This window comes from Synechococcus sp. Nb3U1 (assembly GCF_021533835.1).
In the GTDB taxonomy this organism is placed as follows: domain Bacteria; phylum Cyanobacteriota; class Cyanobacteriia; order Thermostichales; family Thermostichaceae; genus Thermostichus.
This window is the reverse complement of the sequence record NZ_JAKFYQ010000001.1, coordinates 1778133-1791666: the sequence shown is the minus strand read 5'-3', so window position 1 is coordinate 1791666 and position 13534 is coordinate 1778133. Positions and strand designations below refer to the sequence as shown.

Annotated in this window: 15 protein-coding genes; 4 read left to right on the top strand and 11 right to left on the bottom strand. The window is 56.5% G+C overall.

The features are described from left to right. Window positions 1–103: 103 nt before the first annotated feature. The 9 genes from L1047_RS08400 to L1047_RS08360 all read right to left on the bottom strand — a co-directional run bounded on the left by L1047_RS08400 (window position 104) and on the right by L1047_RS08360 (window position 7170). Window positions 104–829 (bottom strand): phycobilisome rod-core linker polypeptide, encoded by a 726-nt coding sequence (locus L1047_RS08400; RefSeq protein ID WP_235278421.1) that lies wholly within the window; start codon window positions 827–829, stop codon window positions 104–106. A 56-nt stretch (window positions 830–885) separates the two neighbouring features. After that, window positions 886–1527: a HEAT repeat domain-containing protein gene (locus L1047_RS08395; RefSeq protein ID WP_235278420.1), complete on the bottom strand. Its 642-nt coding sequence runs from the start codon at window positions 1525–1527 to the stop codon at window positions 886–888. Between the two features lie 43 nt (window positions 1528–1570). Beyond that, window positions 1571–2365 carry a HEAT repeat domain-containing protein gene (locus L1047_RS08390; RefSeq protein WP_235278419.1) on the bottom strand — a complete coding sequence of 265 codons (795 nt, stop codon included), beginning with the start codon at window positions 2363–2365 and terminating at the stop codon, window positions 1571–1573. Between the two features lie 39 nt (window positions 2366–2404). Further along, on the bottom strand, window positions 2405–2674 hold the full coding sequence (locus tag L1047_RS08385) for a phycobilisome linker polypeptide (protein WP_235278418.1): 270 nt from the start codon (window positions 2672–2674) through the stop codon (window positions 2405–2407). A 344-nt stretch (window positions 2675–3018) separates the two neighbouring features. Continuing rightward, window positions 3019–3507, bottom strand: coding sequence for a phycocyanin subunit alpha (locus L1047_RS08380; protein ID WP_235278417.1), 489 nt, complete (start codon window positions 3505–3507; stop codon window positions 3019–3021). Between the two features lie 159 nt (window positions 3508–3666). Beyond that, window positions 3667–4188, bottom strand: coding sequence for a phycocyanin subunit beta (locus tag L1047_RS08375; RefSeq protein ID WP_328286062.1), 522 nt, complete (start codon window positions 4186–4188; stop codon window positions 3667–3669). A gap of 414 nt (window positions 4189–4602) precedes the next feature. Then, window positions 4603–5412: a tryptophan synthase subunit alpha gene (trpA, locus tag L1047_RS08370; RefSeq protein WP_235278415.1), complete on the bottom strand. Its 810-nt coding sequence runs from the start codon at window positions 5410–5412 to the stop codon at window positions 4603–4605. Window positions 5413–5463: 51 nt separating this feature from the next. Then, window positions 5464–6900 carry an ABC transporter substrate-binding protein gene (locus L1047_RS08365; RefSeq protein WP_235278414.1) on the bottom strand — a complete coding sequence of 479 codons (1437 nt, stop codon included), beginning with the start codon at window positions 6898–6900 and terminating at the stop codon, window positions 5464–5466. A gap of 45 nt (window positions 6901–6945) precedes the next feature. Next, entirely contained in the window at window positions 6946–7170 is a 225-nt protein-coding gene (locus tag L1047_RS08360) for a hypothetical protein (protein ID WP_235278413.1), read from the bottom strand. Between the two features lie 27 nt (window positions 7171–7197). On the opposite strand from L1047_RS08360, the gene L1047_RS08355 reads away from it, so the two are divergent. Further along, window positions 7198–7962, top strand: coding sequence for a class I SAM-dependent methyltransferase (locus tag L1047_RS08355; RefSeq protein ID WP_235278412.1), 765 nt, complete (start codon window positions 7198–7200; stop codon window positions 7960–7962). Window positions 7963–7978: 16 nt separating this feature from the next. Here the strand turns inward: L1047_RS08355 and L1047_RS08350 are convergent, their stop codons facing one another. Then, entirely contained in the window at window positions 7979–8767 is a 789-nt protein-coding gene (locus tag L1047_RS08350; RefSeq protein ID WP_328286042.1) for an amino acid ABC transporter ATP-binding protein, read from the bottom strand. 163 nt (window positions 8768–8930) lie between these two features. On the opposite strand from L1047_RS08350, the gene L1047_RS08345 reads away from it, so the two are divergent. The 3 genes from L1047_RS08345 to L1047_RS08335 all read left to right on the top strand — a co-directional run bounded on the left by L1047_RS08345 (window position 8931) and on the right by L1047_RS08335 (window position 12483). Further along, the gene (locus L1047_RS08345; protein WP_235278411.1) at window positions 8931–9968 is read left to right on the top strand and encodes an amino acid ABC transporter substrate-binding protein; all 1038 of its coding nucleotides are present in this window, start codon (window positions 8931–8933) and stop codon (window positions 9966–9968) included. Between the two features lie 136 nt (window positions 9969–10104). Beyond that, window positions 10105–11274, top strand: a complete 1170-nt coding sequence (locus tag L1047_RS08340; protein ID WP_235278410.1) for an amino acid ABC transporter permease — start codon at window positions 10105–10107, stop codon at window positions 11272–11274. Between the two features lie 3 nt (window positions 11275–11277). Further along, window positions 11278–12483: an amino acid ABC transporter permease gene (locus tag L1047_RS08335; RefSeq protein WP_235278409.1), complete on the top strand. Its 1206-nt coding sequence runs from the start codon at window positions 11278–11280 to the stop codon at window positions 12481–12483. A gap of 78 nt (window positions 12484–12561) precedes the next feature. Here L1047_RS08335 and L1047_RS08330 read toward each other — a convergent pair whose 3' ends face one another. After that, a complete protein-coding gene (locus L1047_RS08330; RefSeq protein WP_328286041.1) occupies window positions 12562–13518 on the bottom strand; it encodes a class I SAM-dependent methyltransferase in 957 nt (318 codons plus the stop codon). Window positions 13519–13534: the final 16 nt, after the last annotated feature.

Here is a 13534-nt window from a genome sequence, read left to right as displayed (position 1 = left end):
GGCTAAGCCGACCTACCCGAAAATCATCGGATCGATCGGCCTAGGGATCCCGAGAAGGGGGAGCATCAAGTCGGGAACTTGCCAAGCAGGGCTAGATCCCTTCTTAACGGCGGCTGGTGGTCATATCGGGAATCTTCAAGTCAAAGACGCTGATGTTTTGTCGCACTGCCGGGGTGGGGTTGAGCATGCGCGCCATGTTGAGGAAGTTTTCTGGTTCTCCTGCTTTGGGAGGACGGGTGAGGCGATAGGTGCGCACCACTTCCCGAGTGGATCGTTTCACACCCGAGATGTCGCGCCAACGGGCTCCATAGCGGGGGGTAACCAAGTTGGCAGGGGTTTCAGAAAGGCGACGGCGCTGGTAAGGCACCACATCGTCTCCAAAGGCAGTGTTGTATTCTTCGCTGTCCACCACAGCATCAATAAAGCCATCTAGCCCCTTGGTGGCGATGATGATGGAGTACTTGATGCGCTCTTGTTGGTTATAGGTGGCACGGCCCAAGAAGCGCTGGAAGGTGACCTCGATGAAGCGGTAGTTGTCGTTCGGGGTCATGACCAAATCCCGATACACCTCCGACTTGCCCAAGCCCCGCACAAACTCTTTTACCGAGATCGCCCCGTTGCGCAGTTGCGATTCCAGAGCCTTCTGTTGAAAGCTAGCCAACATCAGGTGCTCACTGAAGATCTGGCGGTAGGCGGCGCGGATGATATTGTCCACACCTGTTGGGTCATCAGGACGGTAGGCGGGCGGGGTTTCGTCACTGGCTACGAAATAGCGGGTAACTCGCTCGTTTTGAGTGGTGGGGCGATCGGCAAGCAAAGGAAGAGACATGGGTTGTGCTCCTGAAGATACGAGAAAAACAAAGTGGGGCAGATCTCTGCAGATCTCTATGGATCGGCAGCCAACTCCTGCTGGCTCATCTGGGCGCGGAGGGGGATCAAGGGATCCGCATCGTCTAGGGCCGTTTGGATGCCAGCCCGGGCTTGGGGACGCAACAGAGGCTCACCGGAACGGGCCAAATCCGTCAGGGATCCGACGGCGGCATAGCGTACCCCCCAATCGGAGTCGCTTAAGCACTGTTGTAGTAGCACCAAAGCCCGCTCTTGGTCGGGTACAGGCCGTCGGGCTACCACTCGTCCCAGACCTCGTACCGCCGCACGCCGCACACTGGGGGCAAAGTCCGCCACAATTGCCTCCACCAAAAAGGGGTAGGCATCTCCATGGCCAATGCGAGCCAGAGCCCGCACGGAATAGGCCCGCGCTCCGTAGTCGAAGCCATCGATCTGCTCTAGGAGCGGCTTGACTGCCAATTCCCCGAAGCGCAGCACCTCCTCTAGGGCGGCTTCCCCAACGGCAGGACGGTTAAAGCCAAAGGCGCGGATTAAATAGGGGATCCCTTCCACTTGCCCCAACGCCCCCAGCGCTCTCACCACCCGCAGCAAGGCTTCGGGAGAAGTGGCTTGCTCCAACTCTGCCGCCAGTTGAGCAACAGCGGTGGAAGGCACTTGAGCAGTGGGCGAAGCGGACATAGGCAAAATGAAGTTCAAAAAAAAGTGTACGGAAGCGGAGAGACTAGAGGAGATGATCCAGTTGCGGGATGATCGACTCAGCCACTCGAGGCAGCGGCACTTGCCCCAACTGAATGGCCACATCGAACAGCCGCTTGAGGGCATTGATGCGCAGATTGAGAGCAACATCGGCTGTCGCCAATAGCGGGGCTCCTGCCACCCAACCGGATTCCGCCAAATCGAACAAAGCTGCTTGTCGCAGACTGGAATTGGAGTGAGCCAGCAGGACTGCCAAAATTTGGGTGAGCTCTTCGGATTGGGTAAACCGATAGAGCACCCAGGCGGCGGCTGACCGTACCCGCTCGGAGGAATGGTTCAAGAAGGGGCGAATCGCCTCCTCCGCCTGACGAGCGTTGAGCTGACCTAGTGCCTCGATTAAGGCTTCCCAAGGCTGCTCGACTTCCGGCGCCTGCAAAAGGGCCAGCAAGGGATCCACAGCCCGTGGATCCTGCAACTGGGCCAGGGCATAGGCAGCCTCCTCCCGCACGTGCAGATCCGCACAGGCGAGCGCCTCGACCAAACCGGGCACGGCCCGCGCATCCCCAATCTGCCCCAGTGCTTTGGCGGCATTGCGACGCAGAGGATAGCCCCCCAAAGCGGTGCGATCCAGCTCATCTTGTAGAGCCAAGAGGAGAGGGTCTACCCCACGGGGATCCCGGACGGTACCCAGGTACCAGGCGGCATAGTAACGATCCTGCAAATCAGCACCCTGCAACTGCGCTACCGCCTGCTCCCAAGTGAGCTGCTGCGGCAACACGGCTGTGTTGGAGGCCATGCGGGCTGTTGTAGAACCGTTCATGAAACTTGGTCAATCCTGTTCAAGATTCAGGCGGATCTCTTATTCGGCAGCGCCGTTCCTTTCAGCAGGAGCTGCGCCAGCCCCCGATAAGGCAGCCACCCCCACAATTTTGCCCCCCATCCGCAGGATGCGCTGCATCTCAGCCGACAAACGAGCATAGGGAACAGTGGCGCTGACGGTGCTGCGGCGAACCTTGTCGGAGGTAGCCAGAGCTTCGAGAGGGTTGAGCAGGCCAGTGTACTCAATTTTGTAGACCCGGCTGCCAGCTTCAGTCAGGGTTTCAGGACTGGTGGTGCTTTGACCAAACATCGCTTTCCCCAAAATTGATTCTGTCAAGACTGATTCTAAGATTGATTCTCTTGGGAACGGTGGTTCTGGGTGAAGATCCTAACCTCAGACAAATCCAACGGACTTCTCTGGAGTACCTGGATCCCCTGCCTCAAGTGAGCGGCCCAGAACACGTCTATAGAGAGCGGACAGACGGCTGAAGCTCGGGATCCGTTGAAGAGCCACCCCGGGGATCCAAGCCGATGGAATAACCTGAGAACAGGCAGCCCAGAGAGCTCTGAGCCGCCGCCTGTCCCGTTTACACGATTGGAAGACGAAGAAAGAGATCGTCCACTCCAAAAAGCGGGGATCTCTACTGGGATCCCTTAGCTGAGAGCGTTGATGGCGTAATCGAAGTAGATGGTGGCTTCGTTAGCCGCTTGGCCGCTCAGCATGCCCAAAGCACGACCCTTGATGTACTGGAGGGCCACGATGTACCAGCTGGGGGAGAGGTTGAAGGAGCGGTTCACTTCCCGCAGCCCAGCCACCAAGTAGTCATCGAGAGGGCCGGTACCACCGGCAACCAAAGAGTAGGTAATGAAGCGGACATAGTAGCCGATGTCACGGGCACACTTGGCCTGGAAGACATCGCCATGACCCATTTCGCCCGGCTGGGTCAAATAAGGGTACTTCTTGAACACTTCCTGCACGGCTTCGCGCACCAGGGTCTGCTGGTTGCTGGTCAAGACGCGGGCAGCTTCGAGGGAGGCGGCAGCACGCTGGTAACGCCCATAAACGGACTGCAACTCGCTGGCATTGAGGAAGCGTCCTTGGTTGTCAGCGGAAGCAATCGCTTCAGTGATGACGGTTTTCACCTTGCAACTCCTGAATTGAATCGGTTCTGTTGTTAACAAAATTTCTGTAGGGGAACCCTGAGCGCAGGGACGGAATCCCGCTTCAGCACTTGCCCTCACCAGAAAAAGAATGAATCAAAGAGCACTCTAGGGATGGCCAAACTGGCCTTAACCCGCAACTCAAACGATGGCGGCAGCAGCCTTGTCGAAGTAGCTGGCCACTTCGCTTTGCAACGCGGAGCAGTCGCCGGGGGTAATCCCTGCCGGATCCATGATCTTGGCCAAGGCTTCTTTCTTCATGGCAGCAATGCCGTTGGCCACAGAGGTAGCAGGCACGCCCAGAGCAATGTAGGTTTCCCGCAGGCCATTCAAGCAGCGATCTTCCAGCACAGAGCTGTCACCGGCCAAAGTGGCGTAGCTGATATAGCGCAGGATGATTTCCATGTCGCGCAAGCAAGCGGCCATGCGACGGTTGGTGTAGGCATTGCCACCAGGAGCGATCAGATCGGGCTCCTGAGCAAACAAAGAACGGGCTGCATTGGAAACAATTTGAGCTGCATTGCTGGTAATGCGGTTCACGGTGTCGAGGCGCTTATTGCCCTCAGCCACCAAAGCCGCCAAACGGTCAAACTCTTGATCACTTAAAAAAGCACCGCGTGTATCTGCCTGAGCAATCACCCGGGTAAAGGCGTCTTGCATGATTGATCTCCTTCTGGTCTTTCCAAAAACCGAATGAGCGACTGGCTGGACTTCTCAAAAGCCGGATCCCAAGTGAACGTTGATAGGGGATCCCATTTGCCCTCCAAAAACCAGGGATCCTGTGGCAGCAGGTTCGATCAAACAAAATCTACCCCCACCGAAACCCCAAATTTTTAGACAGGTCAAGAACTTCTGCGACTTTCAGACAGCCGAGCATCCAGGTTAATTTTATAGCGTGGGATGGATGAGTGTTTTGTGAAGATTTGCAAAAAATGCCCGTCAGGATCTCCCCTCTGCTTGAGGTTCATAGGCTTTGGGCCACAAAAAGAAGGAAATATTGAGGGCACTGGGCTTGCGAATTGTAAACATTTGTTTTGAGATTCGGGCAAGCTGAGTGCGGGATCCGTATGAACAGGTCTAAACTCTTGCCGTATCTCGAAGGGCTGCTTTTAGCTCCCGACAGAACTGGCCAATCTGGTGTAACCCTTGGGTCGGAGTGGTTGCTTGTGCCAGACGCTGCACAAAGGCGCTGCCGACGATGGCGGCATCTGCTCCCCAAAGGGCGATTTGACGGGCTTGTTCGGGATTGGAAATGCCAAAGCCCACCCCGATGGGCAGGGGGGTTTGTTGGCGGAGCTGCTGCAATAAAGTCGGGATCCGCTCCGCTAGGGTGGCCCGTTGTCCGGTAACGCCGGTGGTGCTGACCAGATAGATGAAGCCGCTGGAATGCTGGGCAATCTGTTGCATTCGCTCCACAGGGCTAGTGGGGGCCACCAGCAGAATCAGATCCATCTGTTCGGCCTGGGCTGCCTGTCGCAGGGGTTCGGCTTCTTCTAGAGGCAGATCCGGCACCACCAAGCCGGCACAGCCTGCCGTTCGCAGTTGGTGCATAAAGTTTGGGATGCCAATTTGGTGGATGGGGTTGTAGTAGGTGAACAGGACGAGGGGAGCTTGTAAAGAAAGCTGACTCAAGCCCCGCAAGATGGCACTCAAGGTCACCCCCCGGCCAAGGGCACGGGTGGCTGCCGCTTGAATGACGGGGCCGTCCGCCAAGGGATCTGAATAGGGCACCCCCAACTCGATCAGATCGGCACCGTTTTGATCCAAAACCTGCAGGGCCGCAAAGGTGGTCGATAAATCGGGATCCCCAGCAGTAATGTAGGGGATGAGGGCTTTTTCCCCTCGGTTGCGCAGGTCTTGAAAGCGGGCAGTAATCGGGCTGGGCATGGGGATCCGTCGAGTCCAGAGCACCACCCACTGTAGCGTTTGCCGGGATCCCTAGGGGAGCGGCACAAAATCGTAACCAGTGCCGGAGCGGTTCCCCCGGACAACGCGCACCAACACATTCGGGGCATCGCGGTCACCGGAGGGCAAAAAGCGCACCTGCCCAGAAGCCCCATCACTCAACAGAAAGCTCGGATCGCCCAAACTGGCCAGTACGGCGCCGCGATTGGGGGATCGGAAACTCAAGGCTTGCAAAAAGGCACGGGTGGCATCGTAGGCCAAGGCCGTCCGCCAATTCACCTGTCCCCCCCAAAGCTGAGCCGCCACCTGAGCGAACTCACGATTGCGGGGAACCTCCGGATGCCAGGGCACCGCCACCACCATGCCCTCCACCGCAGCCCCCCCCTGTTGCAGCGTGTTGAAGCTGAAGAGCACATCGCCGCCCAAAAGGGTGAGAGGGGCTTCATTGAGTTCATTTTCCCGAGCTAAGGCCAAGGCTTGCGAGGCAACTGAAGCAGTTGGGGCCAAAAAAGCCAACTCAGCTCCCTGGTTAACCGCCATCCTGAGACTAGCTTGTGGGTTAAAGTCGGCTGCTGACAGATCAAACTCGCTGGTGATCTGCCCCCCTTCGCTAGCTAGGGTGGTGGCAAAGGCATTGCGCAAGCTGGAGCTATAGGCGCTATTGGGATTGTAAAAAATAGCCGCCCGCTGTAGACGCAAGGTATTCAGAGCATAGCGGGCCAATTGGGTTCCGGCAATTTGGTCGGAGGGCACCGTGCGGAAAATGGCATTGCCCAGGGTGCTGATTTGGGTGCTGGTGGAGGTGGAAGAGATCATCCCTAAGCCGGCAGCTTGATAAACAGCGGCGGCGGCAATCGTGGCATCGCTAGCGTTGTGGCCCACCACCCCTAAAATCTCGGGTTGCTCCACCAAAGCTTTGGCCACTGCGGCGGCCTGCTCAGGATTATCCCCATCGTCGGCAATCACCACCCGCAACAGCCGCCCTCCTAGCCCCCCCTGGCGGGCAAAATCCTCCTGGGCTTGGGCCACCCCCCGCAGGGTTTCCTTGGCGCGGTCAGGGTTGCTGGAGATGGGCACCACCACGGCTATGCTGAGGGGATCCCCCTGCTGCTGGGCACGGGCATTGTTCAAAAAGATGCGCGCTTCCGGGTCGTTGCGGTTGCTCTGCAGGGCCATCTCCAACACCGGAATGGCGGCGGCAGTATTGCCCTGTCGCAACAACTCCACGGCTGCAACAGTGGTGGGGCTGCTATCGGCGAACAGGCTGCGTTCGCCACCGCTGAGGGTTAGGGATCCGGAGCCTGCACTTGAACTCGAGCCTCCCCCCAAGCCTGGCAGTTGTACTTGAGGCAACGAAAAATTTTCAGGCCAGCGAATGTACCCGGAACGAACCCCGTAGTACCCCCCACCGACCAGCAGCAATAGACCCAAAGTGATATAAACGATGGGTGGCGGGGATTTGGCAGCCATGACTCAAAAAAGAATTGGAACAAGCAAAGGGATCCTGCGAAAACCTTAGGGATCGGCATTATAGGAAGGGCTGTTGCGGTACTGACGCTCTAGCTGTTCCAAAATGGAAGCCGGTGGGGCTTCAGAGCTTTCCTCCGGTGCGGTTCGGGTGGGTACGGCAGATTCCAGAGCATCCAGGCCGACTCCTTGAGCCTTGGATGTGGCCCAAACCACCAATCCGGTTAGCAAAAGCACAATAGCAGCAGCGTAGAGAAATGCGATGATCGCCATCGGGTCAACATTCTAGCTTTCTCTACCATGATAGAGGCTACCGGAAAAAATCACGGCTGGGATCCCTTGGAGCAGGCACTGTGGGATTGGCATCAGGGGCAGCCCAAGGGTGATATTCGGATGCACGCCCACTCCCCAGCCGGGATCCCGATAGAAGAGGTTCAGATGATCTCGGCGGAGGTATTTTTTACCCAGGAATTGCCGGAAACCGAAGCCTTGGCTCTGGATCTGTGTCGCGGACGAGTCTTGGATATTGGAGCGGGTACCGGCCGCCACACCCTGTTGTTGCAAGAACAAGGTTTGCCCGTTTGGGCCTTGGATCGCTCCCCTGTCGCCCTCCGAATCATGGCAGAGCGCGGGATCCGCCACCGCATTCAGGCGGATATTTTTGACTGGACGGGGCCAGAAGTTCGTTTCGACACGCTGCTGCTGTTGATGAATGGCATTGGCTTGGTGGGATCCCTGGCGGGGTTGGATCACTTTTTGAGGCTGGCTCGGGATTGGCTAGAGCCAACCGGGCAGATGCTCCTGGACTCCACCGACCTACGCGATGCCCAGAAGGAGGATGACGAGACAGAGAACTCAGAGAACCCCAGAAGTACGCCTGCCGATCCTGAAGAAGGGGTAGTGCAGTTTGTTGCCGAATACAACGGCTACAGGGGGGATCCCTTTTCCTGGTTGTTCGTGGAGCCGGAAGCGCTTCTACAGCATGCCCAAGCTACCGGTTGGCAAGGGCAAATCATTTACCAAGATCCAGCAGGGGCTTTTCTGGCCCGACTCACCCCCATCTGAACAAAGTTGCAGCTCCTCAATGGGAGAGAATCTGAGACAAAAACAGGCGAGAGCGCTCCTCTTTCGGGTTGTTGAAAAATTCCTGCGGGGTATTTTCTTCAACAATTTTGCCCCGGTCGAAAAAGATAATCCGATCCGCCACTTCGCGAGCAAACCCCATCTCATGGGTGACACACACCATCGTCATCCCCGATTGGGCCAGCTCCCGCATCACATCTAGCACCTCTTTGATCATCTCCGGATCCAAGGCGGAAGTGGGCTCATCGAAAAGCATCACCGCCGGACTCATGGCCAAAGCCCGCGCGATGGCTACCCGTTGCTGCTGTCCCCCTGACAGTTGCCCAGGATATTTCTCGGCTTGCTCAGCGATTCCCACCCGGTTGAGCAATTCCATCGCCCGTTCGGTCGCCTCGATCTTTTTCATTTTCTTCACATGAATCGGGCCAAGTGTTACGTTTTGTAAAACTGTTAAATGGGGAAACAGGTTGAACTGTTGAAACACCATCCCCACTTCCCGGCGGATGGCATCGATATTGCGCAGGTCGCTGGTCAGCTCAATGCCATCAACGATGATGCGGCCCTGCTGGTGTTCCTCCAAACGGTTGATGGTGCGAATGAAGGTAGATTTCCCCGACCCAGAGGGGCCGCAGACCACCACCACTTCCCCCCGCCGGATGCTGGTGGTAATGCCCTTGAGGACGTGAAACTCACCGTACCATTTATGAACATCTTCACATTGGATGATATCGGTGCTGGATGCAGCCTCTGGAAAGGTGGAAGACATAACGCGCGAGGATCGTTCCATGGGCGGGTGAGCTCTCCTTCATGAAAGCAAGCATTGGTACCATTGCAGAACTAACTGAGCAATAACCGTAGTCTTTGTAACATTGCTACACACCCTGACGTGTGAGGCTTTGAGCAAACGACAGGTTTTTGTAGTCTTGCGTAATTCTGCACGAGGTCATTCTATGAAATTGATGAAGCAATTGAACTGGTTGGCCCCCTTGGCCGGAGCACTGGCTGTATCTATTGGTGTGCAGTCGATCCCTGCCCAAGCTCAAACGGGGCCGATTACCGATCGGGTCAAGGCTCGGGGCGAGCTGATCTGTGGTGTGAACAACCAGCTACCAGGGTTTGGCAACATTGATGAAAATGGCAACTACGTCGGCTTCGATATCGACATTTGTCGGGCTGTCGCTGCTGCCCTTTTCGGGGATCCGGACAAAATCCAATACGTCTATCTCACGGCTGCCAACCGTCAATCGGCAATGCAGTCTGGCGAAGTGGACATCATGAGCCGCAACACCACCTGGACCTTGACCCGTGACCGGGAATGGGCGGTTACCTTCGGCCCCACCACCTACTACGATGGCCAAGGGTTCATGGTGAAAAAGGAGCTGGGAGTTGAAGAGCTGGAGGATTTGGATGGGGCCACCATCTGCGTGATCGCCGGTACCACCACGGAGCTGAACCTGGCGGACACCTTCCGGGCTCGCGGCATTGCCTTTACGCCGGTGACCTTCGACGGGGACGATTCCTCCTACAATGCCTACGATGAAGGGCGCTGCGATGCCATCACCTCCGACCAAAGTGCTCTGATCTCCCGCCGGGCAACCCTGCAAAACCCTGATGATCACGTCATCTTGGGGGATGTGATTTCTAAAGAACCCCTGGGGCCGTTGGTGTCGCAAGGGGATGAGAGCTTCTCTGACATCATGAATTGGACAGTCTACGCCCTCTTCTACGCGGAAGAAAGGGGGATTACCAGCGCCAATGTGGAGGAGTTCCTCAATTCTGAAGATCCTGATATTCTGCGGTTCTTGGGCCAAGACGGCAACCTAGGGGAAGTGCTTGGGTTGGAACCGGATTGGACGGTGAATGTAATCAAAGCGGTGGGCAACTACGGCGAGATCTTCGATCGCCATCTGACCCCATTGGGAGTGGCCCGTGGCTTGAACCAGCCCTATACCCAGGGTGGGATCCAGTACGCACCGCCCTTCCGCTAATTGGGAACCCAGCTCACTGGCTGCTGATCTGACCCCTTCAAAACAGGGATCCCATTCGGTGTCGACCGGATGAGGATCCCTGGGGTTGGATCCAGAGCTTTTTCTTTCCTGTTCTGTTTGGACTGCTCAGAGCCCCATGACTTCTCTTTCCAGCCAACCCCATATTCAGCCCCCCTGGTGGCGGGACGAACGCATCCTCAAGATTGTCCTGCAAGTGGCCTTTGTCATTGCAGTATTGGTGGTCTTCGGGATCCTCACCCAGAACCTGACCAGTAGCCTGCGCCGCTTGGGGATAACCTTTGGGTTTCGATTTTTGGGCAATTCCGCCAACTTTGGCATCACTGAAGGGATCCCTTATGACCCCTCGGAGAGCTACTTGAAGGCTTTTGTGGTCGGGGTGTTGAATACCATCTGGCTATCCTCCATCAGTATTGTGTTGGCGACAGTGATGGGGATGATTTTGGGGGTGGCTCGCCTCTCCAGCAACTGGTTGGCCCGTCAATTGGCCACAATCATCACAGAGATCTTTCGCAATGTCCCGGTGCTGTTGATCGTCATCTTCTGGTACCAAGGGGTGATCCTCACCTTGCCAGCGGTACGCAATAGCTATTCCATTGGCGGCTTCTTCTTCATCAGCCAGCGGGGCATTAACCTGCCCAGTTTGGATCCCAGTTGGTGGCTAATCCCGACTGTCGTCATCTTGGCCGGAGCCGCTTGGGGGATCCGTAAACTGCTCTTAGCTCACCGACCCGATGTGGGATCAATCCAGCGCAATAGTCTGGTGGTGTTAGGGGTGCTACTGCTGGCGGTCGCCTGTTGGATTCTTTTCCCCGAGTCACCGTTGCGGATTGATATTCCGGTGCTGGATCGCTTTAACTTTCGCGGTGGCACCCAGCTTTCAGCAGAGTTTACCGCCATGATGCTGGGTTTGGTTACCTACACTGGCTGCTACATTGCCGAGGTGGTACGGGGATCCTTCCTGGCAGTGCAGCGGGGTCAGTGGGAGGCCTCTCGGGCGATTGGTCTGACGGAATTGGGTACCTTTCAGCTGGTGATCGTGCCGCAGGCGTTGCGGATTATGATCCCTTCTTTGAACACCCAGTACCTCACCCTGATCAAAAACTCCAGTTTGGCCATCGCCGTCGGGTTTTCTGACCTATTTAATATCAGCAGCACCATTATCAACCAATCGGGGCGCTCTGTAGAAATGTTCGGGATTATCATGGCCACCTATCTCTCCATGAACCTGGTGGTCTCTTACGGCATGAACTGGATCAATGATCGCGTCAAATTGGTGGAGCGATAACCTATGGCCAGCAGCGTATCTACTCCCATTTCCGAAGAGCATAGGTTGCCCCCCCAGGAGAAACTCAGTCCTGCTGCTTGGGTACGCCGTAACCTGTTCGACTCTTGGTTCAGCACCGTACTGACCCTGGTCTCCGCCTTGGTACTGGCCTGGGCGCTCTCTATCTTCTGGAACTGGGCCTTTACCCAAGCCAATTGGGCGGTGATCCCCGCCAATCTAAAAATTTTTGCCAGTGGCACCTATCCCAGCTCTCAACTGTGGCGGGTGTGGGTGGTGTTGGGGATTGTGCTGGCTACTTTGGGTGTAGCGGCCGGAGCCTGGGGCGGAGTGCTTTTGCAGTACCTGATTGGTTTAGGGGCCTGCATGGGGTTGGCCGCCCTATTGCCCTTGGGAGAACAGTCCCAGTGGTGGTTGGCGGGTTGTGCTGGGGTGACGTTTGCTGCTATTGCCATCAGTCGGGGCCGAGCATCTTGGCGGTTGGCTTCCATATTGGTCTGGGCCTTGGTGCTGCCGATTTGCTTGGAGTTGCTGCTGGGCAGCTTTACCCCCAATTTGCCAGGGGTACGGGCCGAACAACTTTCCGGTTTATTGCTGACTTTAATGTTGGCAGCGGCAGCTTTGATCATCGCCTTTCCGATCGGGGTACTGCTGGCTTTGGGACGTGCCAATCACGCGCTGCCGGTGGTTCGGATTTTCTGCACCCTGTTGATCGAAATCATTCGGGGTGTTCCCTTAACCACCATTTTGTTCGCCGCTTGGCTGTTGGTGCCTTTCTTCTTGGGAGGGATCACCGTCAACCTGATCATCCGGGCCGAGGTAGCCTTCATCCTCTTTACAGCGGTGTATGTGGCAGAGGATGTACGCGGTGGTTTGCAGGCGGTATCGCGGGGTCAGGTGGAAGCGGCACGGGCCGTGGGTCTTAACCCGTTTCAGATCACAGCCTTGGTTGTCCTGCCCCAGGCGTTGCGAGCCTCGGTGCCGGCGTTGGTGAACGAGTTTCTCACCCTGTTCAAAGACACCTCGCTGGTGTTCATTATCGGGATGATCGATTTACTGCAGGCAGGGCGGGTGGTGTTCACCAATCCCAACTGGCTGGGCACCCAAAAAGAGGTGCTGTTCTTCATTGGGGTGGTCTACTTCATCTGCTGTTTTGCCATGGCCTATGCTGCCAAGCAAGTGGAAAAGGCGCTTGGTTTGGGTAAACGATAAGCTCTCTGGTTGATCATCTGGTTGATCAATGGTGATCAAGCTCTATAGGCAAGAACGGGCTCCGACTCCACCAGCAGATCAGCATGCTTGGGCAACGACGACTCGATGGCGAGGCGTGTTGGGTTGAAGGGTGATGTTCTCGAACCCCGCTTGCTCTAAAGTTTCGGCCATATCGAGGCTGAAGTACTGATCTAGGTAAGGTTCCGTGCTTTTCAGGAGGGTGAGAATCGCCGGGGACATCTGGGCATAGACAGGAGAAGCCGGGTTCATATCCATGAGGGCAAAATAGCCACCGGGCTTGAGCAAGCGCCGGGCTTCCGTCAAAATCTGTCGGGCTGCCGATTGGGGCAACTCGTGAAACAGCAGGCAGGCGGATACCAAATCGAGGCTAGCTGTCGGCAAGCCACTGGACTCTGCCGGGGCATGGATCCACTGCACCTGCCGCTGCTGCTCCTTGGCCCGAATGTTGCCTATCGCCAAAAAATAGGGAGAAAGATCCAACCCGAGCACTTCGGCTTCCGGGTAGAGGTCTTGTAGGGCAAAGGTGCTCATGCCGACGCTACAGCCCAAATCCAAAATACGTTGCGGTGGGGTCGGGATCCGCGCCTGCAACACCTGATGGTAGCTCTGACGTAGACGGGGATCCCCTTGTGGGCCGGCATCCGGCCAAATGCGGGCATGGACGGCATAGGCTGCCACTTCCACTTCAGTCGCTGCTTCCCAACTCAGGTTCCCGGCATCATAAGCATGAAAGGGGCGCAGGTAATAGTCCGGGTAAACCAGCTCGGGATTTTCGATTGCTGCTAACTCTGTTGCCAAATCTTGGGCCATCAAGGCTTGAACCCGACCAAACCAATCCACACCAATGTCAGCAGCCCTTTTGATCATCAAAGTGCGCGCCTGCCCTTTGGCCCAGTTAAACAGGGGCTTGATCGACAGCAGGCCATTCACCAAACGACTGGTCAGGGTGGGAGTAGCAACATTAGAAGCGATCATGGGCACCAAAAGAAAACGCCGGGCAATCTCTAGAACCATCTTAGGAGGCTTATCC

Coding starts and splice junctions, on each gene's coding strand:
- L1047_RS08385 (WP_235278418.1), bottom strand. CDS start 2,674: ATGTTTGGTCAAAGCACCACCAGTCCTGAAACCCTGACTGAAGCTGGC.
- trpA (WP_235278415.1), bottom strand. CDS start 5,412: ATGCCCAGCCCGATTACTGCCCGCTTTCAAGACCTGCGCAACCGAGGG.
- L1047_RS08360 (WP_235278413.1), bottom strand. CDS start 7,170: ATGGCGATCATCGCATTTCTCTACGCTGCTGCTATTGTGCTTTTGCTA.
- L1047_RS08355 (WP_235278412.1), top strand. CDS start 7,198: ATGATAGAGGCTACCGGAAAAAATCACGGCTGGGATCCCTTGGAGCAG.
- L1047_RS08400 (WP_235278421.1), bottom strand. CDS start 829: ATGTCTCTTCCTTTGCTTGCCGATCGCCCCACCACTCAAAACGAGCGA.
- L1047_RS08395 (WP_235278420.1), bottom strand. CDS start 1,527: ATGTCCGCTTCGCCCACTGCTCAAGTGCCTTCCACCGCTGTTGCTCAA.
- L1047_RS08350 (WP_328286042.1), bottom strand. CDS start 8,767: ATGGAACGATCCTCGCGCGTTATGTCTTCCACCTTTCCAGAGGCTGCA.
- L1047_RS08340 (WP_235278410.1), top strand. CDS start 10,105: ATGACTTCTCTTTCCAGCCAACCCCATATTCAGCCCCCCTGGTGGCGG.
- L1047_RS08390 (WP_235278419.1), bottom strand. CDS start 2,365: ATGAACGGTTCTACAACAGCCCGCATGGCCTCCAACACAGCCGTGTTG.
- L1047_RS08365 (WP_235278414.1), bottom strand. CDS start 6,900: ATGGCTGCCAAATCCCCGCCACCCATCGTTTATATCACTTTGGGTCTA.
- L1047_RS08335 (WP_235278409.1), top strand. CDS start 11,278: ATGGCCAGCAGCGTATCTACTCCCATTTCCGAAGAGCATAGGTTGCCC.
- L1047_RS08330 (WP_328286041.1), bottom strand. CDS start 13,518: ATGGTTCTAGAGATTGCCCGGCGTTTTCTTTTGGTGCCCATGATCGCT.
- L1047_RS08345 (WP_235278411.1), top strand. CDS start 8,931: ATGAAATTGATGAAGCAATTGAACTGGTTGGCCCCCTTGGCCGGAGCA.